This is a genomic window from Candidatus Paracaedibacter symbiosus, assembly GCF_000757605.1.
In the GTDB taxonomy this organism is placed as follows: Bacteria; Pseudomonadota; Alphaproteobacteria; order Paracaedibacterales; family Paracaedibacteraceae; genus Paracaedibacter_A; species Paracaedibacter_A symbiosus.
Genome location: NZ_JQAK01000001.1, coordinates 1,596,058 through 1,622,561, shown reverse-complemented (window position 1 = coordinate 1,622,561; position 26,504 = coordinate 1,596,058). Strand labels below are relative to the sequence as shown.

Annotated in this window: 22 protein-coding genes; 12 read left to right on the top strand and 10 right to left on the bottom strand. The window is 42.6% G+C overall.

From position 1 onward, the window contains the following. Positions 1–197: 197 nt before the first annotated feature. The 5 genes from IG80_RS0107405 to IG80_RS0107385 all read right to left on the bottom strand — a co-directional run bounded on the left by IG80_RS0107405 (position 198) and on the right by IG80_RS0107385 (position 5,815). A complete protein-coding gene (locus IG80_RS0107405; protein ID WP_032113155.1) occupies positions 198–515 on the bottom strand; it encodes a hypothetical protein in 318 nt (105 codons plus the stop codon). Between the two features lie 35 nt (positions 516–550). Further along, positions 551–1,228, bottom strand: coding sequence for a hypothetical protein (locus IG80_RS0107400; RefSeq protein WP_156962089.1), 678 nt, complete (start codon positions 1,226–1,228; stop codon positions 551–553). A 411-nt stretch (positions 1,229–1,639) separates the two neighbouring features. Further along, positions 1,640–1,963: a thioredoxin gene (trxA, locus tag IG80_RS0107395; RefSeq protein WP_032113153.1), complete on the bottom strand. Its 324-nt coding sequence runs from the start codon at positions 1,961–1,963 to the stop codon at positions 1,640–1,642. A gap of 235 nt (positions 1,964–2,198) precedes the next feature. After that, on the bottom strand, positions 2,199–5,441 hold the full coding sequence (locus tag IG80_RS0107390; protein WP_032113152.1) for a UvrD-helicase domain-containing protein: 3,243 nt from the start codon (positions 5,439–5,441) through the stop codon (positions 2,199–2,201). Between the two features lie 98 nt (positions 5,442–5,539). Then, positions 5,540–5,815, bottom strand: coding sequence for a DUF2798 domain-containing protein (locus tag IG80_RS0107385; protein WP_032113151.1), 276 nt, complete (start codon positions 5,813–5,815; stop codon positions 5,540–5,542). 400 nt (positions 5,816–6,215) lie between these two features. Between IG80_RS0107385 and IG80_RS16800 the strand changes: the two genes are divergently transcribed. After that, entirely contained in the window at positions 6,216–6,434 is a 219-nt protein-coding gene (locus IG80_RS16800) for a YdcH family protein (RefSeq protein ID WP_075553169.1), read from the top strand. On the opposite strand, the gene IG80_RS0107380 is transcribed toward IG80_RS16800, so the two are convergent. Beyond that, complete coding sequence (locus IG80_RS0107380) at positions 6,390–7,373, bottom strand: ELM1/GtrOC1 family putative glycosyltransferase (protein ID WP_032113150.1); 984 nt, start codon at positions 7,371–7,373, stop codon at positions 6,390–6,392. The two genes, IG80_RS16800 and IG80_RS0107380, sit on opposite strands and share 45 nt — an antisense overlap. A gap of 132 nt (positions 7,374–7,505) precedes the next feature. On the opposite strand from IG80_RS0107380, the gene tsaE reads away from it, so the two are divergent. The 5 genes from tsaE to IG80_RS0107360 are packed head-to-tail and all read left to right on the top strand — an operon-like array spanning position 7,506 to position 12,463. Continuing rightward, complete coding sequence (tsaE, locus tag IG80_RS0107375; protein ID WP_032113149.1) at positions 7,506–7,958, top strand: tRNA (adenosine(37)-N6)-threonylcarbamoyltransferase complex ATPase subunit type 1 TsaE; 453 nt, start codon at positions 7,506–7,508, stop codon at positions 7,956–7,958. A 1-nt stretch (position 7,959) separates the two neighbouring features. After that, positions 7,960–8,955, top strand: a complete 996-nt coding sequence (locus IG80_RS0107370; protein WP_052046209.1) for an aminoglycoside phosphotransferase family protein — start codon at positions 7,960–7,962, stop codon at positions 8,953–8,955. Then, positions 8,945–9,262 (top strand): nucleotidyltransferase family protein, encoded by a 318-nt coding sequence (locus IG80_RS14645; RefSeq protein ID WP_052046208.1) that lies wholly within the window; start codon positions 8,945–8,947, stop codon positions 9,260–9,262. The genes IG80_RS0107370 and IG80_RS14645 overlap by 11 nt, the downstream gene beginning before the upstream one ends. Further along, positions 9,234–9,653, top strand: coding sequence for a glycosyltransferase family protein (locus IG80_RS14640; RefSeq protein ID WP_052046207.1), 420 nt, complete (start codon positions 9,234–9,236; stop codon positions 9,651–9,653). The genes IG80_RS14645 and IG80_RS14640 overlap by 29 nt, the downstream gene beginning before the upstream one ends. Next, complete coding sequence (locus IG80_RS0107360) at positions 9,650–12,463, top strand: PD-(D/E)XK nuclease family protein (RefSeq protein WP_032113148.1); 2,814 nt, start codon at positions 9,650–9,652, stop codon at positions 12,461–12,463. Before IG80_RS14640 ends, IG80_RS0107360 begins: the two co-directional genes overlap by 4 nt. A gap of 136 nt (positions 12,464–12,599) precedes the next feature. On the opposite strand, the gene IG80_RS0107355 is transcribed toward IG80_RS0107360, so the two are convergent. Then, positions 12,600–13,412 (bottom strand): division plane positioning ATPase MipZ, encoded by an 813-nt coding sequence (locus IG80_RS0107355; RefSeq protein WP_032113147.1) that lies wholly within the window; start codon positions 13,410–13,412, stop codon positions 12,600–12,602. Positions 13,413–13,699: 287 nt separating this feature from the next. On the opposite strand from IG80_RS0107355, the gene IG80_RS0107350 reads away from it, so the two are divergent. From IG80_RS0107350 to rbfA, 4 genes are all read left to right on the top strand, one after another. Then, positions 13,700–14,185 carry a ribosome maturation factor RimP gene (locus IG80_RS0107350; protein ID WP_032113146.1) on the top strand — a complete coding sequence of 162 codons (486 nt, stop codon included), beginning with the start codon at positions 13,700–13,702 and terminating at the stop codon, positions 14,183–14,185. A 16-nt stretch (positions 14,186–14,201) separates the two neighbouring features. Continuing rightward, on the top strand, positions 14,202–15,740 hold the full coding sequence (gene nusA / locus IG80_RS0107345) for a transcription termination factor NusA (RefSeq protein ID WP_084756225.1): 1,539 nt from the start codon (positions 14,202–14,204) through the stop codon (positions 15,738–15,740). Between the two features lie 62 nt (positions 15,741–15,802). Next, on the top strand, positions 15,803–18,352 hold the full coding sequence (gene infB, locus IG80_RS0107340) for a translation initiation factor IF-2 (protein WP_032113145.1): 2,550 nt from the start codon (positions 15,803–15,805) through the stop codon (positions 18,350–18,352). Then, positions 18,352–18,774: a 30S ribosome-binding factor RbfA gene (gene rbfA, locus IG80_RS0107335; protein WP_052046206.1), complete on the top strand. Its 423-nt coding sequence runs from the start codon at positions 18,352–18,354 to the stop codon at positions 18,772–18,774. The genes infB and rbfA overlap by 1 nt, the downstream gene beginning before the upstream one ends. Positions 18,775–18,902: 128 nt before the next feature. Here rbfA and IG80_RS0107330 read toward each other — a convergent pair whose 3' ends face one another. Next, a complete protein-coding gene (locus IG80_RS0107330) occupies positions 18,903–19,307 on the bottom strand; it encodes a hypothetical protein (RefSeq protein WP_032113144.1) in 405 nt (134 codons plus the stop codon). Positions 19,308–19,532: 225 nt separating this feature from the next. On the opposite strand from IG80_RS0107330, the gene IG80_RS0107325 reads away from it, so the two are divergent. Then, positions 19,533–20,996, top strand: a complete 1,464-nt coding sequence (locus IG80_RS0107325; protein ID WP_032113143.1) for an SLC13 family permease — start codon at positions 19,533–19,535, stop codon at positions 20,994–20,996. Between the two features lie 89 nt (positions 20,997–21,085). Beyond that, complete coding sequence (locus IG80_RS0107320; protein ID WP_156962088.1) at positions 21,086–22,084, top strand: ABC transporter substrate-binding protein; 999 nt, start codon at positions 21,086–21,088, stop codon at positions 22,082–22,084. Between the two features lie 14 nt (positions 22,085–22,098). Here the strand turns inward: IG80_RS0107320 and IG80_RS0107315 are convergent, their stop codons facing one another. Then, on the bottom strand, positions 22,099–23,232 hold the full coding sequence (locus tag IG80_RS0107315) for an efflux RND transporter periplasmic adaptor subunit (protein ID WP_198027259.1): 1,134 nt from the start codon (positions 23,230–23,232) through the stop codon (positions 22,099–22,101). 19 nt (positions 23,233–23,251) lie between these two features. After that, positions 23,252–26,431, bottom strand: coding sequence for an efflux RND transporter permease subunit (locus IG80_RS0107310; protein WP_032113141.1), 3,180 nt, complete (start codon positions 26,429–26,431; stop codon positions 23,252–23,254). Between the last annotated feature and the right edge of the window lie 73 nt (positions 26,432–26,504).

The following is a 26,504-nucleotide window of genomic DNA, read 5'->3' as shown; positions in this document are numbered from 1 at the left end:
TTCCTTTTTTATTAAGATCAAAGAAAAAATTACAATTATATACGGTAAAAATTTTTCTTCCCCTATATATAAATATAAAAAAAATGAGTTCAATAAGTTTATGAATTATGTCCTGTATTTTTAACGGAAAAGGCAACTTTATATGTATAAAACTGATCTCTTTTTCTTATGAGTATAGGTTCTATATACCTTTTATTCTAAAAGTTTAGGGTAAACTTACCTAACATTTCGGCATCTAATTCATGCTTAAAGCTTGATAAAATTAATAAAGGTGGTTCGATTGGCGGTAAAAGTCTGTCCATTCTTGCTTGGGGGCCATTAATTATCGTTTGTAAAAGGGTTGTTTTCAAGCTTTTATATTTTGAAGCATACTGTTCTATAAGGTGTCGAACTAAGGGTGCAACGCTATAGTTTGCACTCAATTTCTTACACCAGTCTACTGCACAAACTATAATTTTAAACCTAGCTGTAGTATCAGCTTCTAACGTGTATAGGCGATCATAACTATTAAACAATGAGTTAATGTCCTCAGAGTCTCCAATATTTTTTCTTAATGATAATATCCGTTCATTTCTCTCAATAATATTGAGTAATAATTTTTTTGATCAGCAACATCTTCCGTCAGTTCCAAAGACGATTGAAAAATTTTAAGATACACAGCATTATATAATATTTGATCCTGAGAAGGCAAATCAAATTTACGGAACAAATCAATTGCGTGGGTATGAAAGGAATTATAAGTAGCCAATAAATCTTCAAAACAAGCTAGCCTATCGGTTGGATCCTGATATGCGATATCACCTATTTTGGCCAAATATTTTAATAAATTCACATGTTTACCAAAGCAACGAACCTCAAGAGGACGCTTCAGAATAGCATGAAGAAGATGTTTTCCTAACGACAAGAATTTTTGGTTCTCTTTTAGAGTTTTGCTACCAGCCATGAAGCCCCTATACATATAACTCACAAGTTGCAAACCTTTATCCGTTTCAGCAGCTGTTAGACCTTTATTTGCTTCTGAAAGTCTAAGTAATTTTTTCAGCTTCTCTTTTGAAGTTAAATTTTTATCTAGCAACCAATTTGGCAAATCAGATGAGGAAGACCACCCCTCAGTACGTCGACGTTTTGTTCTTTGTGGAGCTACCTCAAAATAAGTCGTTTGATCTAAAATAGATATATGCGCGTGGAGATTCCTTTTACTTCTTGTGTTAGTAGAATCAACCTCCATGCTAAAGAGAGGTGTGGAAATAAGTATGAACAAAAAAAGAAATTAAACTTCATTGGGCATTATCCATTCTAAAATTAATGTTAAAACTTTTGTGTTTTAAGATTTTTTATTTTATATCTCTTACGTAATTTGAATAAAATAAATGCTAAAGTCACTAATTTTTTGATAATATTGGCTCTTGGACGGGATTCTAGCAAAAAAGGACACCATCATGGCGATCTATTAGTTTGCCGTTAACTTAATTGAGCCATTAAAAAGTACACGCAGATCCCCTTGTATGTTGGCTTTTTTCTTGGATTAAGTGAAGGTGATCTTGTAACCATTTAATGGACTGGAGGAGTTTGCCGTCTATAAAAAAACCCACCTTACCTCGCGGCAGTATGGGTTGAATTAAAAATAAGAAAAATAAATTTAGAGGGAAGCTTGGATCCACTCAACGATTTTACCTTTTGGTAAAACACCAACTTTGGTAGAAACAGCTTGCCCATCTTTAAAAAGAGTCAATGTGGGAATACTGCGTACGCCAAATTGAGCTGGAACATTTGGGTTTTGGTCGATATTAATCTTAACGATTTTAATTTTCTCACCCATTTCCTTGGAAACTTCTTCTAAGATTGGCGTGATCATCCTGCACGGACCGCACCATTCAGCCCAAAAATCCACAAGAACGGGAGTACTTGACAAGAGAACGTCTTGATTAAACGTATTATCGCTTGTTTGATGTAATGATGACATTTATGCCTCTGCTTAATAGGTTGCTTACTCTTGTATAAAATATAGCACACTAACCTTTAGAAGAAAGTGGCCTTTTTTTCTATCATACTCTTCGTGGTTCAAAAACCGAGAGTTTTAGGCATGAGGTTTGAGCAAAATTTTGAACTCAAAATGTCCGCCGAGAGCCTGCTCTACCGAAGGAAGTTTTAAATCAAAAAGGCGCCAAAGGTCATAAGCTAAAAAACCGGTTTTTGGATTATGATGAATATAACAATTCTTCTGGAACATAATGCAAAATAGGCCCGGCTGTCCACAACAAGTAACACTCAATATGATGATTTGGATAGATAGTTGCCATCGCTGCTGCATACTCACGTAGTTGCGCTAAAATGGTGGGATGGGTTGCTGTAACCGATGAGGGAAAGCTTACCGAGGTTTTAAAATCTAGAATTTTAATTATGTTTCCCGTCATCACCACCCGGTCAAGGCGCAACAATGTTCCATCTTTGGCTGCAATTTCCATTTCTGCAATCGCTCTTCCCTCACAAAATGGCAGTAGAATCTCGTGCCGCAGCGTCTCTAAAATCCTCGCTAACGACACGTCGAAATCAGGTAAACTATGCTTCTTTAAATACGCCATCGCCGTCGCTTTTCGAGATGATGCCGGCAGATCCATCAATAACTCAAATAATCGATGAATCAAAACCCCACGTTGCATTGCCTCTGTCTGTGGGGGGGAATCTTCAGCTTCCACTTTTGTAATTTTACGATGTTTGACTGGTTGCTGTAGCCAATTCTGCGCTGTGATCGCGCCGTCCCCTCTGGCCTGATAGTCTGATATCGATTTTACATCTGTGGGAATAGCGTAAAACTTTAGCCATTGGTACCAAGACGCTTCAGGGATTTCACTATCCCCATAGCCAGCAAGATAAAGTTGATCTTGCGCCCGAGTCAACGCCACATAAAACAAACGTTTATCTTCTTGCGCTTCTAACTGTGTTACTTTAGCTTTCAGCTCGCTGGTATAAATAGTATCTGTGTCGTTTCGGGGACGCATCAGCATAAACTGTGCTTCGCCTACATTATCGAACTCCCATAATAAGCGGTCTGGCATTGTTCGCGTCTTAAACTGTTCCACAATGAAAACAACTGGCGCTTGCAACCCTTTCGACCCATGTACAGTCATCAGTCGAATTTGATTTTGAGAATTATCTGCGCCATCTCGCTTTATATGTTGGGGGGTGTTTTGTAAGTCACCTAAAAACTGTTGTAAGGTTGCCAAGTTATTTTCAGACGCTTTAAAGGCATAGGTCAAAAACTCGAAAAGCGCATCATCTGCTTCCCGACCAAAGTGAGATCTAAATTTTTGAAGCCCCTGTAATTTAAATAAAATCAGATGATAGAGCTGATAAGGAGTGAGATAGTCGACTTCTCCCAACAGTCTTTTCAAAAAATCAAATACCACCTGAAGTTTAGCAGAATCCGTCTGACGTCGGCTCAATTCTTGCCACAAGGATTCTGGTCTATCAGCAGCCAACTGCATTAATTCGTCTTCGGTCAACTCAATCAGGGGCCCTTTCAACACGCAGGCCAAGGCAAGGTCATCCTGAGGCAAGAGTAAAAATTGGCTAAGCGCTACCAAGTCTTGCACAGCTAAGTGACTGTTCAGCAAAAAGCGATCCATCCCTGCCACAGGGATTCCCTGTTTTTTGAGAGTACGAATGAGTTGGGGTGCCAACTCCCCGCGCTGTTTAACGAGCACCAAAATATCCTTAGGTTGGATCGGTTTCCCCGTGGCAGATAAGATTGCTTGACTGCCCAATAACTCTTGAATTTTCATGGTTATCTGTTGACATACCTGATCAAGCGATGTTTCCAAATGGCAGGGTTTATCAGGAATTGGCCAAGGCTCTAAAGATAAGGACTGCTTTGGCATCAAAACAGCTGGCAATAAATAAACACCTCCTGGGGCCCCGCTCGGCTGAGGGGCCCGAAAGGGCAAATGCTGGGTTTGTGCTTCACGAAACTGGATGTCCAGCTGATGATCCGGTTGATTGACAATCCTATCAACCACCGATAGAACTTCTGGAGTTGACCGAAAAGAGACACAAAGATCAATATCCAACCAAGTTTGACCAATGGCCTCGCATTTTTGTCGATACCAGTCACGCAGGGTAATAAAGTCGCGGGGACTTGCGCCTTGAAAACTGTAGATTGACTGTTTTACATCGCCCACCACAAAAATTGTGCGATGTTTTTTATGGGGGGTCAAAAAATCTTCTGTCAGCGCTAAAATGACACGCCACTGATCTGGGTTAGTGTCTTGCGCTTCATCCACCAATAAATGCTGAATCCCACCATCGAGTTTATAAAGAATCCAAGGGGAGATTTCTGGTTGGGTTAAAAGATTAATTGTCTTTTCAATCAAATCCTCATAATCCAATAGATTTTGCCGTTGCTTAAGGAGTTGATACTCCTGAAAAATAGCACTTCCTAAAGAAAAGAGACACGCTGACTTTTGCGCTAATTCGAGTGATTCTAGGGTTTTGTTCAGCCGATAAATTTGGGTAGCTTCTGCCTCATGCGGTACCTTTAGCTTTTTAAGGTACTCCCCTTTTTTGGTAAGATAGAGGGCTGCATACTCAGAAAATAACTCAAATTTTTTGGTCGCTTCGGCAATAAGCCACTTCTCCAATACCGGATGAGGATTGTCAGCTAAAATTGCCAAGAGCTGCTGTCGATCAGAGGGGGTTAATTGATAAGCCTTGGTAAAATAAGATTTTTTAAGTTCTGGGTCGAGGAGATTTTTTTGAATCTCTACTCCTAACTTATTACATAACGCCATTGCATACGAGGCCATATCCGGATACTTTTCCATAACGCGTCTAAAATAACGCCGATTGTCAACCATTTCTTGGAGCGCCGTCTGAAAAGATCCATCCTTAAAATGGGAGACTAAAATTTCTGTCAAGCTCTGCTGAGTTTGACCCAGTGCATTGGTTAACGCGCGGCGTTTTGCTTGGTCCAACAGCTCAGCACTTTGGACTTCATCCATGATATCTGGGTTCGGGGTAATTCCTGCTTCCAACGGAAATCGATTTAATAATGTCTGGCAAAAACCGTGAATAGTGGCGATTTTTAAGCCACCTGGCGTCTCTAAAGCAAGGGTGTAAAGTTGCCGGGCTCGGGCTAATTGCTCCAATGTCGGGGCTTTTGCCAATAATAAGGTTAAGGTTTTCTGGAGCTTTGCTTCATCCTGCAAAACCCAATCTTGCAATGCCCCTAAAAGACGTTGCTGCATTTCAGCGGCTGCAGCCTTAGTAAAGGTCAGACATAAAATATGCTGAGGGTCCACACCGCTTAACAATAAAGCGAGCAGCCTGTCAATCAGAACTTTGGTTTTACCGGTTCCCGCCGATGCACTCACCCAGGCACAAGCCAAAGGGTTGGCTGCCAATTGTTGTTGGTGAATTGCTTGATCTAAAAGTTCTTGAGTCATAGGCATATACTCTTTGGGATTAAAGAGGAAAGATCATAGTTCGATTGTTTTTTAGATTCTGCGCATTTCTTTTTATGCAAATACTTGATGTGATGACCCTAATGGTTAGTTGGTTCGACAATCAGTCCCACAAAACGCCTGACGATTGGCAACATAATAAGAACACTGGGAAATGCAATGCTCCAGGCAAGCCCCCAGGAACTTAGCCAAATAAAGAATACTCCTGATTGAAACCCACCATTCTTGATTGTGAGAATGGCGGAAATAATTCCAGAGATGAAAAAAGATAAAATAAACGGCATTACAATTCCAAGATAGCGTGCTGGAATTTTTTTAAAGTGTAAGGATTTTTGAGTTTGCTTAAAAGTGCTCATTTTACTGCCTTTCTGGAATCATCTCGTTAACGTGACTCCCCAACATAACAACCATTATTATATTTTATGGTGTAGTGACTATTTTTCCATTTTTCAAGAGAAATGAAGAATTTATCGAGTCTCCCCGCCTCAGATCATTCTTCCCCGCCTTCACCTTCTTTCCGGATATTTCATTCATTCACCTTACTCACTCATTGGCAAAAGCATAAGCTTTGTTGGCCTCAACTCTGTCTTTAAAATATTCTTATACTAAGTTACCTCTTTCCCTTGACCAGCCTTTATTTTACTCCATATTTTATAAAGCTAAATTCCGTATCTTGACTGGAAAGTTCCTGCCAAACTCTCATAACGGATACGAAGTTTAGCACAGGTGTTCTTTTTTGAGAGGGAGGTCAATGCCATGGTAATAGAGTCTCATTTAAAGCAACTTCTTGAACGGCATTCTAAACTTGATTATAAGATTCATGAGATTGAGCTGACAAATACGGATGATGTCTCTGTACATGAGATGAAGAAGCAGAAGTTAAAGATTAAGGAAGAGATCGAGCGCCTTAAACTCTATAATAATTCGGACTCAGCTTTTATTCACAAAAATGGCCACTTTAAAGGAGTACATTAACCTTATTTTTTTATGCAGTAGTTGACAAATATGGCTAGCTACTCGTTCAGCCTCACGTAAAGGGTGATAAGTCGCTTGACTTAGGTTATCATGAATCGTGGCAATCATGTTCATCGATAACAACTTTTGATAAAACTCGGCAAAACCGTAAGGCGTAGCATGGTTGAGCTTATAATGCAAAACTGGTTTTCCAGTAGAACAAGCCTTTGACAAATTAGCGATTTCATCACCCACACAGACGATAATATCAGCCCAAGCAAAAGCCCCAATCAACGGATGATCCTGATCTAGAAAAAAGGCAGGTGTTTTTTGAATGGTATCCACTTTTGCCTTCAGGCGGTGATCTGGATCAAGGGTTTGGCTAATAATTAACGTCCCGCCAATTTTATTTTGTAGCTGGCTCAAATCATCGGCAATATGCGCAACTTCAGTATCACTTAACAACACTGTCTGCGCCTCATCACCACCGAGCACGAGAATCTGGGGTGTTGGCAAATGATCAAAGGTGTAAGCGTAGTTTTTTTTACTTAATTTTTCTGGTTTGATCCCATTTAAAAATCCCGTGATAGGAAAGACATTGCTTGCTTGAATCTTTTCATGTTCCGGTGCAATGATAAGATCAAAACTGGCGTGTGAGATTTCAGGACGATGCACATTAATAAGGAAACTCTTATTATGGCTGCGTTGTTTAACCATCATTGCGATCGCAGCAGTAGAGGGATGACCATTAATGATAATATCGGGCCAAGGAGCAACAAGTTGATCGGCTCCATGCTCAAAAAAAGAATCATGAGTATACCCTAAAAAAGAAGTAACATGCCGCCACAATGGTTTAAGGGTTGCTGATTTAAACTCAAAGTGGCCAGAAAATTCTTGGCCTAAGCTTTGAATTTGTTCATCATTCTCACGAATGCCGGAGTGAATCCCCCATATTTTCATAAAAAACATCCCTTTTATCGTCTACATTCCATCGTAGAGAGAGAATCTTCTTAACTCAATTATGAAACGAATTTACTAATAATCCGTTCATGCGCTATATATTATTAGTATACACTCAAAATACTTAAAAAGATGATTTTTCATTCATTAAACCTTGAAAAGATGGAAAAGTTAGCACGGCAAATTGCCTTGCGACTTCATTCGGGTGTTTCTCTCTGTTTGTGGGGAGATTTGGGAGCAGGAAAAACCAGCTTTGCTCGGCAGATCTTGAAAACCCTAGACCCCTCTTTGGATGACATACCAAGCCCGACTTTTACCATCGTACAACATTACTCGACGATGGCAGGAGAGATATGGCATTGTGATTTTTATCGCCTTAAGCAAGCAGAAGAAATTTTTGAGTTAGGCATGGATGAGGCATTTCATACGGGAATTTGCCTGATAGAGTGGCCAGAAAAAGTAGGCCCCCATTTGCCAGAGAATCGCATTGACTTACATATAAAAATTTGTCCCGATGCAAGGCGCGAAATTTCCCTATATCTACGAGGTAACATCAGTGACACTTTCTTTGATATCGAAATTTGATATGGCATCAAAAGTACGTGAACAACAACGCCAGGCATTTCTCGTCGCCCATAATTATGATCCTGAGCATTTGGTGTTTTTAGCGGGCGATGCTTCCCCACGACAATATTATCGCTGGCAGCAGGATGGAAAGTCTGTAGTGTTGATGGACACCCCTTTAAGTGAAAAGCCAGAGCAATTTTGTAAACTTGCCACAACTTTGTATGATCGAGGGTTATCGGCTCCAGCAATTTTAGCGACCGATTTTGATAACGGGTTTATTTTGTTAGAGGATTTTGGTGATCAAACCTATACCCGTGCCTTAACCTCAGAAAATACACCCGCTCTTTATAGAATTGCAGTAGATGCCCTCATTCATCTTCATCGAAATTTTGTGCAGAAAGAAGCCTGTGTTTCTGAGTACACGGCAGCCGAACTTTTACGTGAAGCTTTGTTGTTTTTGGACTGGTATTACCCCGCCACCCAAGACAAAGAAGCATCCAGTGCGACTCGGAAATCCTATGAATCGCTGTGGCAGCAAGCATTTACAATCGCACTGCGACAGCAACCAAGTTCCCTTGTTTTACGCGATTATCACGTGGATAATTTGATGCTTTTGCCGGGGCGTGATACCCATCAACAATGTGGCTTACTTGATTTTCAAGATGCCTTGTGGGGACCTGTAGGCTACGATCTTGTCTCCTTAGTTGAAGATGCCCGACGTGATGTTAATCCCGCCTTAAAAGAGGCTTTATGGCAGCAATATGGCGCTGCCTTTCCTGAGCTTGACCTTGAGCTTTTACGTCGTTCCAGTGCCGTAATAAGTGCGGGTCGTCATTTAAAGATTTTGGGGATTTTTACCAGACTGGCGATTGGCCAGGGCAAAAAACATTATCTAAGTTATCTGCCACGGGTTTGGCGATTACTCGAGATTTCTTTGGCAGAAGCTAAGCTTCCCAACCTCACCGCTTGGTTTAGTGACCATGTAACACAGTGGAGTATCCCGCATGTTGATTGATCAGGCCATACTGTTAGCCGCAGGGTTTGGCAAACGATTACAGCCCTTAACCTTAACAACACCTAAACCTCTTTTGCCGGTTCAAGGCACCCCCATTCTAGCACATTTGCTGGATCGGTTGCGCCAGCACGGTGTTAAAAAAGTAGTAGTCAATACCCACTATCTTGCGCAACAGTTAGAAGATTATTTAGCAACAGTCAAAACCCCCAACATTCTCATTTCCCATGAGCCCGAATTACTCGAGACAGGCGGCGGCGTCCTGCAGGCCCTCTCCCACTTTGAAGGACACCCATTTTTTTGCCATTAATGCCGATATTTGGTGGCAAGAAGATGAGAGTATATCGCTGCTACAACGCTTAGAAACCAGCTGGGATGACGCTTCGATGGATGCATTGTTGGCAATCATCCCCAAAGAACAAGCCATCGAGTTTTCAGGGGCGGGTGACTATCACCTAAAAGAGGAGTCTAGACTGACATTTCGCGAGGAAGGACGTGCGGCACCGTATATTTTCTCAGGCGTCCGTATTTTACATCCCCGATTATTTGAAGGGGTATCACCTGGTTCATTCCCGCAGCTTCTCTTATTCCATAAGGCAGAGGCAAAACATCGTCTTCATGGAGTTATCCATAATAACCGATGGTGTGATATGGGATCCTTCGCCGCCTATCATGCTTTAGAAGACCATCTTCGCTCATGACTATTTATAATATCGACGTAGGGCGACCTTTTCTGCGAAATTTAGCCGCCGGCATTATTGATCGCTTTGGTGGCGACCCGATAGCGATGGGGCAAACAGTGGTGCTGCTGCCAACCAGGCGAGGCTGTTTATCGCTGAAAGAAATCTTTAAACAAAAAGCAAGCGAAAAATCTTTGATTTTACCGCGCATCTATGCCCTCGCCGATTTGGAACAAGAGCCCATTCTGCCAGGGTTGCCTTTTGATATAGATATAAATCCTCCTATTAAAGTGATCTCCAAATGGCAGCGGCTGGGACACCTCACTCAACTTGTGCAACAGTTTTTACAGCAGAAAAATTTGTGTCATACAACGCAAGCAGCCTATCCTCTCGCGCAAGAGCTTGCCACATTACTGGATGAGTTTTATATCTCCAATGTTGAGTTAACCAAATTAGAAACGTTGGTGGAGGATGAGTTTTCAAATTACTGGCAACAGAATTTGGCATTTTTAAAGATTATTTCCTCCTATTGGCCAGCGATTTTAGAAGAAAACGGATTGAGCGAGGCAGCGCAATTTCAGCAGCAAAATTTAAGATTCATTGCCACCCATTGGCGACCCTCTTTTCCAGTAATTTTGGCAGGGACTACAGGAACCAGGCCCGCTACCGCCGAACTTGCCCGCAAAATCCTTGACTTTCCTCAAGGGATGGTGGTCTTACCAGGGTTTGACCCGCATGCTAGCTCTAATGTTGGGCCGACGCATCCTAACTATACTTTGAGTCAATTTGTGAGTTATTTGGGCGGGCCAGCAGCCAAGATCCAGCCTTGGCGGGAGGTCCCTATCACTCTTGCAAAAACACAAATTTTACACCAAGCAATGGCACCCCTTTTAACGGCGACAGATCACTTGCCACCCCTTGTGGGATCTGCACCTCAAATCATCCTGATCCCTTGCGCAACAGCTGATGAGGAAGCGCTTGTGATTGCCACAATTTTAAGATCAGTTTATGAGCAAGAAAATGAAACTGCAGCGCTGATTACGCCAGACCAAGGTCTCACACGGCGGGTGCAGGCTTATCTTCAGCGTTGGGATATTGAAGCAAATGTCTCCGCTGGAACGCCTTTGAGTGAGACCGTTGTTGGCACTTTTTTAAGTCTGATCGGCCGCCTTGCATCGGACATGGCTATCACCGATTGGATCGCCTTATTAAAGCACCCGCTCTTCTTAAAAGGGGAGGATCGAGGCTCCCATTTAGGGCGCGTTCGCCAATTAGAATGCGAGGTTTTCCGTAAAAAACGGGGCGTCAAGCTGGGAGATTCTCATCTTGTCCCAGAGCCATTACGAGCCTGGTATGATGGGATTTTAGAGTATATTGCACCCGTACTCTCTCCGCCAAAAAATTGTCTTTTTCCAGAGTGGTTGGCCCTTCATTTAGAGGTTGCCTTGGGATTGGCGGGGCCCTCTCTTTGGATGAATAATGATGGTGAAGTAGCCCATACTTTCCTAAAAGAAATTCAGGCAGAAGCAACAGCATTCCCACCGATGAGTTGGAAAGATTATGCGGCTCTTTTGGGGCGTCTCCAAGCTCAAGTTTCTGTTCATCGCCGACAAGGGATTGGCTCCCCGTTGAAGATTTTAGGAACCCTAGAAGCAAGACAAACTGAGGCTGATGTGATGATCCTAGCCGGTCTCAATGAAACGGTTTGGCCCCAGGCAATCGATGAGGGACCGTGGCTTTCCAATCAAATGCGACTCAAGTTAGGACTTTCGTCCCTCCAACGTCGCCTAGGCCTGGCAGCGCATGATTTTTGTTTGGGTTTTTCAGCAAATGGCGTTTATCTTACCCGCTCAGAACAGCACAATGGCAGTGCGACGGTGCCAAGCCGTTTATGGCAACGCGTGCAAACGGTTCTTAAACAATATCAATTAACTTCCCCAGAAGGGGCTAAACTGAAAGCATTGGTGCGTCAGCTGGATCAATCAGACACCATAAAGCCTGGGATTGCTCCCCAGCCGCAACCGCCGTCTCACGTTAAACCAAAGCATTATTCCGTGACCGATATCGAGCGCTTACTACGGGACCCTTATAGTGTTTATGCAAAAAACATCTTAAAACTTAAAAAGCTAGAGCCTTTGGATCAACCTTTGACGGCCCGCGAATGGGGTCAACTGGTGCACCAGGTCCTCGATTTAACCTTCAAACGTCACCACCCACGTGAAGGCGCAGCGTTTGTTGAGGCAATGAAACAAATTGGTAGAGATATTTTTACCCCCTATCTCGAGGACGTCGTCGTAAAAACATTCTGGTGGTATCGATTTCAACAGATTTGTGATTGGATTGGCCAGATACCTGGCTTAGCAGATACTGCGAAAATCGCAACCGAAGTGCGTGGGCAAATAGAGCTTATGATCGGCACACAAGCAATTACGCTTACCGCGATTGCCGATCGGATTGACACCTTGGGCGGCGGTAAGTATCAACTTGTTGACTATAAAACCGGCATGCTGCCCACGGAAATCGATATTCGATTAGGCTTTGCCCCCCAACTGGCCCTTGAAGGTCTCATTTTAAAGCGCGGTGGCTTTGGCGCCCTGCAACCGGATGAGCTAAACGCCGTCTATTGGGAGCTGAAAGGCGGGCTTGATGGAGGCACCATTAAGTTTCTCAAAGATTATGGAACGCTGTTAAGTGAAGCGGCTAATGGCCTTGAAGCGCTTCTTAGTTATTTTCATGGGGAAGGAGCGGTTTATCTTTCCTGTCCATGGGGGGAGGAAAAAGTTAAGTTCAATGACTATCGCCAGCTCGCCAGAGTCGATGAATGGATGTAAGGTCGTCCTAAGACTGAGGAACTCTGGGTCTCCCCCACCCCCCTTCAATCTGAGTAAGTCTTCTCCACCGCTGAATTTCCGTTGCATGACCTCTTTGGCATGATGCCCTCCTGGAATGAGAGACTTACGTCCCCACTCACTTGATTTGCGGCGGCAAATTGATTTTTTCAATCAGCGCATTCAGCTCTTGTTTTGCAGACAGATGTGACAGCGTCATTGGCGTATTTGTCTGCCGCATATCCAACAAGGTGAGTCCATTTAAGAATAGTTCTCTGAAAATGACACGCTCGCCAAATCCAGGCACTAGGCGAAAGCCGATCCGTTTAGAAAGCGCCTGTAAAACGCGCTCCATTTCTTCCTTGTTACGAGAGTGAATGCTGCTGAGTCGATTTCGCATCACAATCCAATCCATTTTACCGCCATCACGAATCGCGCGTTGCTTTTTTTGATCCCAAACCATTTCTGAATAAGTACTCGGGCGTAAAATATCCAGGGAATCGGGATTTACCCGAACCAGCATGTCTAAGTCAATAAAACTATCATTTAAAGGGGTAATTAATGTATCTGCATAAGAATGGGCCAGCCTAGACAGATAGGTGTCACTTCCCGGTGTGTCAATCACAATGAATTCGCAATCGCGCAAAAGCTCTACAGCCTGAGCAAAACGCTGCTGCTCTTCTTCTTGAGCGGCTGTTACGCTTTCTAAGGCGCTTCTATAAATGGGGTAATGGCGTGGCATCGACAACGCCAGCCCGGTTTCCCGAATGTGATTATCTCGATTTTCAACATAGCGGGTAAGCGTTCCTTGCCGCGCGTCGACGTCTAACGAGCCAACAGTGTATCCTTGATGCAAGAGCGACGTCACCAAATGCATTGCAGCTGTTGACTTGCCTGTGCCCCCTTTTTCATTCCCCAGAACAATAATATAAGGCTTAGATTCTGTGACCATATCTAACTCACTGTAATTTATATAGTTTTACTTTACGTCAAGTTTTTTCAAAAAAAACTGTGCTTTGATAACTCAATCTTTAATTTATTTTGATATTTTCATATGTAACGCATCCTTTGAAGCGTATCCAGCGGAATATTAGCTTGAATTTTTTTGCTAAAGCCCATAAATTCTGCTTATATACCTAAAATAAGTGTAATGGGCTTGTTTATTCCTGAAAAAGGAAAACAGCTTTTTATACTTAAAAAATCATTACCTACCTGAAAAGGGAAAGGAAATCAGACTCGGTGGACATTATAAAAAAGATAGAAGACATTATTGAACAACCTCTTATTGATAAGGGATATGGTATCGTGCGCGTTTTGCTTTCCGGAAATATGCGCCGCACCTTGCAAATAATGATCGATAGATTAGATGGGGTTTCCGTTGATGTGGATGACTGCGCAACGGTTAGTCGCACTGTTTCTGTTTTACTTGATCAATACGATCCGATTGAGGGCGCTTACACATTAGAAGTTTCCTCACCTGGACTTGATCGTCCACTCGTTAAACTTAAAGATTACATCCGTTTTCAAGGCGAAGAAGTTATTGTCAAGACACACGAAGCCATTGATAATCGTAAAACTTTTATTGGGCGGCTTGAGTCCGCCACTGAAACTGAAATAACGTTGACTTTAACAAATGAGCCCAAACAAGAGAATCTGCACATTACGATTCCGTTCTCAGACATTAAATCAACACGTTTACATATAAATTTTGACAGTCATAACTGATCAGAGGATAACGACAGTGACTACAAGAAAAATTAAAACTACGGATCATACCAGCAACCTACCTCGCCATGAACTTTTGCATGTTGCTGAAGCTGTTGCGCGTGAAAAAAGCATTGACCGTGAAGAAGTCCTAAGCGCTATGGAACAAGCCATTCAAAAAGCGGCAAAGGCCAAGTATGGTTATGAACATGATATTCGCGCGGTTGTGAATCGCAATACCGGTGAAGTGTCAATCTTCAAAGGCATGACCGTTGTTGACGTTGTTGAGGACCCACACACAGAAATTTCGCTTACTGACGCAAAGCTTGAAAAAGAAAATGCCGTTGTTGGTGATGTACTGGAAGAACGGCTTCCGCCTGTGGAATTCGGTCGGGTTGCTGCCCAAAGCGCGCGTCAGGTCATCTTCCAAAAAGTGCGCGATGCTGAACGGGCACGCCAATATGAAGAATTTAAAGACAAAGGTGGTCAAATCATCAGCGGCACAGTCAAACGCGTTGAATTTGGCAATGTTATTGTTGATTTAGGACGAGCTGAAGGTATTTTGCGCCGTGATGATATTATTCAACGGGAAACATTCCGCTCTGGTGATCGTATCCGCGCTTACATTGCCGACGTTCGCCCTGATGCACGCGGCCCTCTTGTTGCCCTATCCAGAACTCACCCCCAGTTTATGGCCCGGCTCTTTGAACAAGAGGTTCCTGAAATCTATGATGGTATCATTGAAATTAAATCAGTTGCGCGGGACCCGGGTAGTCGTGCTAAACTTGCCGTATTCACTAACGATGCTTCCATTGATCCAGTAGGCGCTTGTGTTGGCATGCGTGGTGCTCGTGTTCAAGCCGTTGTTACAGAGCTTCAAGGGGAAAAAGTTGATATCGTTTTATGGTCAGCCAATCCTGCAACTTTTGTGGTCAATGCTTTAGCACCTGCTGAGGTGGTAAAAGTTGTTCTGGATGAAGAAAATCACCGGGTTGACGTCGTGGTGGGTGAGGATCAGCTGAGCCTCGCTATTGGCCGCCGTGGTCAAAATGTTCGCCTTGCGTCTCACCTGACTGGCTGGAACATTGATGTGTTAACCGAATCCCAAGAAGCCACACGCCGCACCGAAGAATATGCTTCACGCACTCAGTTGTTTATGGATAGGCTGGATGTTGATGAAATGATCGCCCAGCTTCTGGCAGCAGAAGGGTTTAATACGCTTGAGGAGTTGATTTTAGCTCCTATTGACGAACTAACTGCTATTGAAGGTTTTGATGAAGATATCGCCCGTGAGTTGCAAACACGTGCAATTGTTTATCTGGAAGCAAAATCAAAAGAATCAGTGGCTGCCGCAAAGAAACTTGGCATCCAAGAAGATCTTCTAAGCATTGAAGATATTACTCCGGAAATGTTTGTCAAACTTGCCGAAAATGGAGTTAAAACTCTTGATGATTTTGCGGACCTTGCCGGTGACGAGCTTGTTGAAATTGTAGGCCCCGCCATGTTAACAATTGAAAAAGCGAATGAAATGATCATGGCGGCACGCGCGCATTGGTTTGAAGATGAGCAACAATAATGCAACACTGATTTTGGGTACTCCCCACTTTTGAGATAATGAAAAAGGGTAAAAAGAACGTAATGACTGAAGAATCAAAACAAACAGAAAAAAAGACACTCACGCTCAGCCTCAAACCTGATGCGAAAAAAAGCAGTGATTCTGAGCAAGTTCGTCAGAGCTTTTCTCACGGCCGCAGCAAGACTGTCGCCGTTGAGGTAAAGCGCAAGCGCGTTCACCCTGGTGACTCACGATCTCAAGGAGGAGCTGGTTCAAAAGGACAATCTGGCAGATTGACAGAAGGCGAGCTTGGAGCCCGTATGCGGGCGCTTCAAGAAGCAATGAAGAATCAATCGCAAAACGCCACTGAGCAAGAAGAAGCCATTCGCAGAGCCGAGGAAACTCGAAAAAAACTTGAGGAAGAGCGCATTCGTGTGTTTGGAGAAGAACGCCTAGCTCAAGAAGAAAAAGATAAACAAGTAGCCCGGGAAAAGGAAAAGCAAGTAGCGCCCGCGCCAAAACAATCAAAGCCTGAACCGCGAGCACCACAACAAGCTGCGCCCCAGATTGAGTTGCCTCCTGCAAAGGAAACTTCTGAGTCCCATCGCCCATCCCAAAAACAGCATCCTCGCCCAATTGATGAAGATGATGAAGAGGAAGCTGGTAAAAAAAGGGCAGCTGCCAAAGTTGTTGAAGCTAAAAAGCTGGTACCGACCTCACCCCGCCGTGATGGTGAAGCCCCCCGTAAGTTGAATCGCAATGTGATTTCACGAGCCCTTAGTGGCGACGAAGAGCGTAGCCGCTCTATGGCTGCTCTAAAACGCGCACGACAAAAACAAAAATATGCCGGACAAGCTGCTGCTGATACAATCAAAATCGTGCGTGAAGTTATTATTCCTGAATTTATCACCGTTGGCGAACTGGCAAATCGTATGGCTATTCGCTCTGGTGACGTGGTTAAATCCTTGATGAAACTCGGAATGATGGTCACTATTAACCAATCCATTGATGCGGATACAGCTGAACTGATTTGTACTGAATTTGGGCATACGCCAAAACGTGTCTCCGAAGCTGATGTGGAAACTGGGCTGAAAGGCATTGAAGATAAGACCACTGATCTTTTGCCACGTGCACCAGTTGTCACGGTTATGGGTCACGTTGACCACGGAAAAACATCACTGCTTGACGCCTTGCGCAAAACCAATGTTGTCTCTGGCGAAGCGGGTGGGATAACCCAACACATTGGGGCTTATCAGGTCCAACTTCCTCAAGGGAAAAAGATTACCTTTATTGACACACCCGGTCACGCTGCCTTTACCGAAATGCGGGCCCGCGGCGCCAACGTTACTGACATCGTTATTTTGGTTGTGGCTGCAGATGACGGCATCATGGAGCAAACTAAAGAAGCGATCAACCATGCAAAAGCGGCGGGTGTGCCCATTATTGTTGCCGTCAACAAGATTGACAAACCGGATGCAAATCCAGAACGCGTTCGTAGTGAACTTTTGAACAGCGGCATCGTCACCGAAGAGTTTGGTGGAGACGTGATGTGTGTTGAAGTATCTGCTAAAATGGGCTTGAACCTTGACAAACTAGAAGAGGCGATCCTCCTTCAAGCAGAAGTTCTTGAACTTCAAGCGAATCCAAATCGCAGTGCTGAAGGTGTGGTTGTTGAAGCAAAAGTTGATCGCGGTCGTGGAACAGTGGCGACAATTTTGATTCAGCGCGGAACCCTTCAAGTTGGTGATATTTTTGTGGCTGGCACTGAAATGGGTCGTGTTCGGGCGCTCATTAATGATCAGGGCCACAAAATTGACATTGCCACTCCAGCGATGCCTGTTGAGATCTTAGGTTTTAACGGTGTTCCTTCTGCAGGTGATGAATTCTTTGTTGTTGAAACCGAAGCTCGTGCCCGGGAAGTTGCTGAATTCCGCTCTCGCCGCGAACGGGATGCAAGAGCTGTTGCTTCTGTTCGCAGCTCCATGGAACAAATGATGTCCCGTATTGCTGCTGGAGAGGCCAAGGAGTTAGGTGTTGTTATTAAAACTGACGTTCAAGGATCGCTCGAAGCCATTGCTCAAAGCCTCGGCAAACTATCGACAGAAGAAGTTGGCGTGCGCGTCCTTCATGCGGCTGTGGGTGGTATTAACGAAAGCGATATCGTGCTCGCCCGTGCGTCTGGTGGCGTCGTGATCGGCTTTAACGTCCGTGCCAATCCACAGGCGCGTGACCTTGCCCGTCGTGATGGAGTTGATATCCGTTACTATTCAATTATTTATGATGTGATTGACGATATCAAAGCTGCAATGTCTGGCCTTCTTTCACCAACGCTTCGCGAACGTTATCTCGGTTCTGCGGAAATTCGTGAAGTCTTCATCAATAGTAAGGTTGGTAAAGTTGCTGGCTGCTACATCACTGAGGGAATGGTTCGTCGAGGCGCTAAGGTTCGGTTGTTGCGTGATAACGTGGTTATTCACGAAGGAACGCTTAAAACTTTACGCCGCTTCAAGGATGAAGTTCGTGAAGTTAAAGAGTCATATGAGTGTGGTATGGCCTTTGAAAACTACAATGACATTCGCCAGGGTGACATTATTGAATGTTTTGAAATTGAATCGGTGGCTCGCCAACTCTAATGAAAAAAAAACCTTCTACTTCGCAAAACTTGGTGCCAACAAAGGCACCAAGTAATCGCCAAAAACGTGTTGCTGAAGAAATTCGTCAGGTGCTCGCTGGGATTATTTCTCGAGGGGATTTCTTCTCACCCGAGCTTCGCGATCGTTCCATCACCGTTACGCAAGTAACGGTATCCCCTGATTTACGCAATGCGTTGATTTTTGTGATGCCTTTAGGGGGGGAGCATATCCAAGAAACATTGACACACCTTAAGAAATACCGAGGTGAGCTGCGTTATTTGCTTTCCAAAGAGTTACAGCTCCGGTATGTTCCCAACCTAAAATTTGTGCTGGATGATGCTATTGAACAAGCAGCTAAAATTGGCGAATTATTTGCTAAAATTAAAACGCCAGATTCAAGTAGTGAGGAAGAAATAGAGTAAGGGTTACGGAGTTATCCTTTTAGAAAAGCCTGCCATTTTTAAGAAATATAATTTATCCCCAAGATGACTCTCGGGGAGTATTGAAGGAAACCTACTGTTGTGAGTTTTCCTTTCCATCATTCAGTCGTTTAATAAAAAGTTTGGGACCAGCTCTCTGAGTTATCAGATTGATATTTAGAATATCTATCAAGTATTTCTTTAATCACTTTTTTATCTGCTGCTTCTTCAGGTGCCTTAAGGCTTAAAGTTGCATTAGCTTGATAAAGACCACTTATGATTTTTTGTAACCGTGCATCTTCTTCATGATGTATTTTTGCAATCTCCTCGTCTGAAGTATTTTGAGCCTTTAAAGCTTTATAATCAATGATATGGCGATTTTCAGCTTGGCGCTTTAACTCTTCCGCTTTTTGAGTTTCTTCTGATTGCCCCATCGCTTCTCGCAACATAGCATCTTCATTTGTGGACGTTTGAGGTTGCATTGCCAATGCAGGCAGAGCAGTCATAACTGTTACCAATAAAATTCGATTTAACATAATCTATACTCCAATATAAAACTTTATCGCTAATACAAGGTAGCAAAAACATATTAAAAGAAACTTAACCTATCAAGGCCTCCTCTACGTAAGTCACCATATTACCTCTATTCATCTTGAATGGAAATGGGGGTTTATGCCCATTATTGTAAAGAATATCCTGGATTTATAGAAAACAAGTAATTATTCTAAAAATATAGATAATTCTCAAGTAATTCTGGATGAATGGTAGAAACAGACAAAAAACCATTAGCAGCACCCCCCCATCAACAATGGTTGCAAGCCCTTAAAAGCCGGGACTTATTGGAGACCATTGGCTGGTTACTCGCTATTATAATGCCTCTATTTGCCTATCACTTTCTCCCCCCAATTAATCCGATGCACGCGCAGGATGAGCCTAAGATTTTTCTTTGTGTTATCTCATGTGCCTCCGTCATGTGGGCGTTTTCTTTACTACCCGAACTTGTGCCGATGTTTTTCATTATTTTAACAACAGCAATGCTTTCGTTGGTGGATCCGGCTATTATTTTGTCTGGATTTTCTTCTTCAACCTTTATCATTCTCTTGGGAATTTCGGCTCTGACTGTTGGAATTATGCAATCTGGCGCCTTAAAACGTTTCATTCTTTATTTTATGCAGACATCTTCATTTCAAAGGCTGAACACTGTCTTTTTTTGTAGCGGGGTTATTGTCTCCCCTCTTTTGCCCTCTATTATCAATCGCTGCCAGTTACTGGGAGCACTCCTCTCAGATATTAGTAGTAGTATTAAAATTACGCCAGGCAGCAAACCATTTTTAAGAATGTTCACTAACGGTTTTTTTAGCATAACCCTTTTTTCAAGTTCATTTTTAACAGCGTCTTTGATGAACTTTATTATATTTTCGGTTCTTCCGATTCAAGAACAGCAAACATTTCAAAGTGGGGGATGGTTTTTAGCCACCATTGTCTTAACTGTTTTCCTGCTGATTAGCTATTTGATCCTTTTTTTCTGCTTTTTAAGGTCCAGCGATAATGTAGTGATCCGCGAAGCAGATATTTCTGAAAACTTAAAACGGATGGGGCCGATTAAAAAAAGTGAAAATTTTACCACACTTTGTTTAATTGCCCTTTTTTTGGGGATGCTAACGGTAAACTACCACCATATTCCCCAAAGTTGGCTGAGCTTCAGTATTTTGTTTTTATTGCTTGTCTTAAATCACGTCAATATTAACGATTTTCAACGTAATATTGATTGGTCTTTTATTCTTTTCTTGTGCTCTTTAGTCAGCCTTTCTCAGACCTTTAAGAGCTTAAAACTCGATGTGTGGCTTTTTGAAGGTTTAGTGAATCATTTCCCCGAAATGCTTGTAAGCCGAGTTACTCTTTTTAGTTCAATGATTGCTATTACCTTAATTTTACGTTTTTTTCTACCGATTGGTGCCGTAGTTGCACTTCTTATCCCGAGTGCCATTTCAATTGCCTACCGAGTAGGTATTAGTGCTTGGCCTTTGTGTTTCACAATTCTTTTTATTGCTGATATTTGGTTTCTTCCCTATCAATGCACTTTTTATAAAGTTTATAAGAATCCTTTTGGTGAGGCTTTTTCCTTTGAGCGAAAATTTCTGCTCTTTAACGCTATTATGAATATTTTCAAGATTCTAGCTATCCTAACGAGCCTTCCTTATTGGAAATATTTAAGCATTATATAGGATAGATCATGTTAATGAAGTGTATTTTAAGATTTAAAAGATTTGCGATTTTTAGCTTTTTGATCCTTCTGTGCGGATACTTAGTTTATATGAACTTGACCCGTAAAACAGTCTTAATTTTGCATAGCTATGATGAGGATTATGCCTGGGTTCGCGATGTTAATATTGGTATTGAACGTGTTCTTGGCGATAAAAAAAATGTTCGGGTATTTCGCCATTATATGGACACAAAAACCCACCCAGATTCTAAATATAAAATAATGGCGGGCGCTATTGCCCGGCGAGTTGTTGATTACATAAAACCTGACGTTGTCCTCGCTTCAGATGATGATGCGCAACAATATGTGATGAGGCACTATAAAAATCGCGAGGATATGCAAATCGTCTTTATCGGTGTTAATGCAAAACCCGAACAATATGACTATCAAAACGCCATTAATGTCACTGGCGTTTTAGAGAGAATCCCTTATGAAGCGGTTAAAAATGTTGTGGAGATTATCGCCAAACAACATCATATTAAACCACCTTATCGGGTGATTCATATTTCAGATCGCTCTATTATCGTGAAATATGATGATATTAACATGCATGAATATCCGAATTGGGCTCCCGTTAATCTGTTAAAATCTAATTTAGTTGGGACCTTTAATGAATGGAAAGACGCTATTCATAAAAGCGCTGATATTGCTGATATTATTTTAATTTCTAACTATCGAAAAGTTTATGAAAATGACCAAAAACAAAAATTTGTTCCCTTCAAAGAGGTAATGGAATGGTCCTATAAAAATGCGCCCCTTCCTATTATCGGTATTAATGGTTTTGTCTGTGAGGAAGGAGCGGCATTAGCGATCGCCACCTCCCCTATTGAACAAGGTGAAATTGGGGCAAGGATAGTGGTTGATATTTTAAGAGGGGAGGTTTCTGCAAAAGATATTCCCTTCCAAAATAGTTCTTTTCCAATGATTTACATTGATGAAACCAGATTTAATCAATCTGGCTATGAACTCCCACAGCTTTATGTCGCCTTTGCTAAAGCTACAAATAACTTTTTTGAAGCAAAGCATCACTGGGGATCTAGACAGAAATAGCATGAGGCTTCTTGCTATTCCTGTGCTGGGACACGCATTGTCACTTTAGTATTTTCAACAAGATTTGCATTGGGGTTGAGGATGAGTTTGTCAGTCCCCTCTAACCCTTTTGTCACCTCCACAACTTTTCCTAAATCACGACCCAAATCCACAGATTTGAAATGAACACTGTTTTGGGGCGTCACTGTTGCCACAAAGGTGCCTTCTGGCCGAGTTAAAATGGTATTAGAGGGGACTTCAAAAATAGGCCGTAAAGATTTAATAAAAAAGCGAATGATACAATACATCCCTGGATAGAGCTTCCCATCCTGATTATCCACATCGACCTCCACAAGAAGCGTCCGCGATGTAGGGTCAATCGCATTGGAGGATCTTGAAACCTTTGCTTGAAGGGGCGAGTCAGGAAATTCCAAAAACTTCACTTCAACCCTGTCGCCCTCTTTGATACTCATGGCATTAGTTTGGGGGACATTGACAAAAATCCGCAATCTACTTTGGTCAGAAATCTCAAACAAAGAACTACCGCCCGTGCTATCTGCCAGCACCAAATCGCCACGATCAATTTTGCGACTGGTAATTGTTCCTGAAAAAGGCGCGGTAATTTCCTCAAAATCTTGCAACGCCCGTAGACGCTCAAAGTTGGCTTGCTGGGCTTTTAGGTCTGCTTGCGCGGAATGATACAATGCCTCATTCTGATCATAAGTCTGTTGGGGGGTATCATTGGTTTTGACAAGCTGTGCCGCACGGGCCATGTTCAGCTCTGTCACTTTTACTTGTGCTTCAGATTTTAAAATCGCTGCTTTTGCCTGATCAACTTGCGCATCTAAATCTGGGGCTGAGATTTCAGCTAACAGGTCTCCCTCCTCCACAACACTTCCGATATCAAAGTACCATTCGTCAAGATAGCCATTGGTTCTGGCATAAAGCGTCGCTTGTTGCAAAGCTTGTGTTGTACTAGGTAAGTCGAGGGGTGTTGTTTCCGGTTGTGGTTTTGGTGGCACAACATAGACTACAAATCCTTTGTCTTGTTCCTGTTTTGGCTTAAATAATTTAAACCCAGCCCCAAAGAAGAGGAGCAAAACAATCCCACCCACACCCAGAGCAAGGGTTTTGCGCGTTGTGGAAAGGTCATGATAGTTTATACTCAAAATGCTTGAGGATATATCATTAAAGGTCTTCTGTATCAAGTCCCGTATCATTTTGTACCTGTATGCGTTTGAGGATTGTATAAACCATTGGAATAAAAAACAGCGTCGCCGTGGTTGCAAAAAGCAACCCACCCACAACGCTTCGACCAAGGGGGGCATTTTGTTCACCACCTTCCCCAAAGCCAATCGCCATCGGAATCATGCCCAAGATCATCGCCGAGGCAGTCAGAAGCACAGGGCGCAGTCGCGAATAAACAGCTCCTAAAATCGATTTATGGACACTTTTGCCTAAAGCCAATTCATCATTGGCAAAGGAAACAACCAAAATACTATTCGCCGTCGCCACACCTGTTGCCATAATAATTCCCATGAGAGCAGGCACACTAAAGGTTGTGTGAGTGATAAAAAGCATCAGCATGGAGCCTGCAATACAAATGGGAATTGCGGTAATAATAATGAAAGGATCAATCCAGGATTGGAAATTTACAACCATTAAGAGATAAACCAAGATAATAGCAAATGCCAGTCCCAAACCAATATTTAAGAAGGATTGGTTCATGCTTTCCACTTGCCCAGCAATGGTAATTTCATTGCCTGGTTTAAGCTGTGATTTAACTGAATCAATAACTTGTTGGATTTTTGTCGCTGCAGTCCCTAAATCGATACCATGGACGTTGGCATACAAATTGTACATAGGGTTAAAGTTGTAGCGACTGATATTGGCGGCAATATTACGGTATTTTAGCAAAGATAAATTGCGCAACAAAGGTTGAGTTTTCATAGACTTAACGGTCATCAATGGTGTATTCCACAAATCACCGGCAGTCCGCACCATAAGCTGAGGCGTTTGTACCGCAACGGTATAAGGAATCCCTGCCGCATAATCGGTCCAAAAGTTGGGAAAAACGACCGTGCTTGAACTTAAAGAAGTTAGCAGATCAAAAGCAATATCATGTTGGGTCAAACCATATTCAATAGCGCGACTTCGGTCAACATCCACCAACACACTCGGCAAATCGAGAATTTGGCGCTGCACGACATCAACAATGCCTGGAATTTTGCCGATTTTCTCTCGAATTTCTTGCATTACTTTCAGATTATTTGCACTGTCTCGTCCGGCGATTCGAATATCAATGGGCGAGGGTAATCCAAAGTTCAAAATTTGGTTAGTGATATCTGGGGGTTGGAAAAATGCCTCTAAATGGGGAAACTTCTCGCGCATCATATTACGGATTTTATTCTGATAATCGAGAGTAGAGCCGTGACCTTCTTTCAAAGAAATCAAAATTTCACCATCAAAGGCTCCCACAGTAACAATATCCATAAAGCCAAGGTTAATGGGGTCTGATAAACCGATATTATCAATGATCAAATCAAGTTCTTCTTGAGGGATGACTTCTTTAATCGCCTTTTCAACCTCAATAAAGATTTTAGCTGATTCCTCAATACGTGTGCCTGTAGGGGTTCTCAAATGGAGTTTAATTAATCCTGCATCAACATAAGGGAAGAAATTCCGCCCGATCACAAAGGTCAGTGCCAAAAGAATCACCACCACCCCAGGAATGATTTTTAAAATCACGCGACGATTAATAATTGCCAAACGCACGGCGTATATATACCGATCTCTTAATTTTAAAAACTCTCTTTCAAACCAATCCGTCATCACCGTAATTTTTTGAGTCAATGTACTTTGATTATCTGGGTTATAGGTGCCATCAATATGATCTTTAAATAAATACTGCATCATTGACGGAACAACTGTTCTTGATAACACATAAGAAGCCGCCATCCCAAAAATCACTGCCATTGCCAATGGAGTAAACAGATACTTGGCAGGACCTGTTAAGAAAAAGATCGGTACAAAGACGATACAAATGGATAATGTAGAAATAAAAGACGGGAACACAACTTGCTCTGTTCCATCTAAAATAGCTTTGCGAAAAGATTTTCCTGCTTCTACATTTCGGTGGATATTCTCAACAACAACAGTGGCATCATCCACTAAAATTCCAATGGCCAAACTGAGTCCTCCAAGGGACATCAAATTTAAACTTTGGCCAAAAATATTCAAAATAATAATAGATGTTAAAATCGACAAAGGAATTGAGATCAACACCACAGCGGTATTCCGAGTACTCCCAGTAAAAAGAAGGATGAGAAGCCCAATCAAACAACCTACGGTAATCCCCTCAATTAAGACGCCCCGAATGGCGGCACTTACGAACAAAGATTGATCAAATAAAGGACTGATCTTAAGGCCTTCAGGCGCGGATGCTTGCATGACCGGTAATCGTTTATAAATCTCTTTCACAATATCAACAGTAGAGGCCCCACCAAGTTTAAGAATTGTCAATAACACACCCGTATCGCCTAAGCTTCGAACGATGTTGTTTTGGACCGCATAACCATCGCGGACAAACCCAATATCGCGCATGTATACGACAGCATTATCCACATATTTAAGGGGAATATTATTAAGGTTATCAGACAATACTGGGCTACTGTTCATAGAAACGGTATATTCCAGCATATCTTCTTTAAATGTCCCTGAAGGAGTCGTTAGATTTTGAAGATTTAAAGACGTGTTGATATCGTTTGGCGACAATCCTTTAGATTGTAATTTCAACGGATCAATATCAACCATAATTTGACGAATTTTGCCACCAAAAGGAAGCGGCAACCGTAATCCCACCACCCCAGTCATTTGGGAGCGAATCGTCACCCGACCATAATCGTAAAGCTGCGCTTCATTGAGGGTATTACTGCTTAAGACGAGCTGTAAGATAGGCACACTTGAGGGTGTATAAGTGGCAATGAGCGGTGGCTGGGTCCCCGTTGGCATACGCTTGAGGATTGTCTGCGAAACCGAAGTCACTTGAGCGAGAGCTGTTGCAATATCCACTTGTGGTTGAAAGTAGACGCGGATCAAGCCAACTCCGTTAAGGGTTTGCGATTCAACATAGCTAACATCGTCAACGTTATTGGTTATGGATAATTCGCTGAAGGAGGTGATTTTGGCGGCCATTTCATCAGCTGGCAAACCCGTATAAGTCCAAAGAACAGTGACGACGGGGATATCAATGCGCGGCAGCACGTCTGTCGGCATCCGCGAGATTGAAAAAAAACCAAAAATTAAAATAAAAATCCCTAAAACACCAAAGGTATATGGACGTTTTAAGGCAATCTGCACAATTCCCATTCAATCACCTTCTTCCTTATCCCCAAGATACCTGAAGAAACCGATTTCTGGTTTCGCATCTTTTGGCTCAATT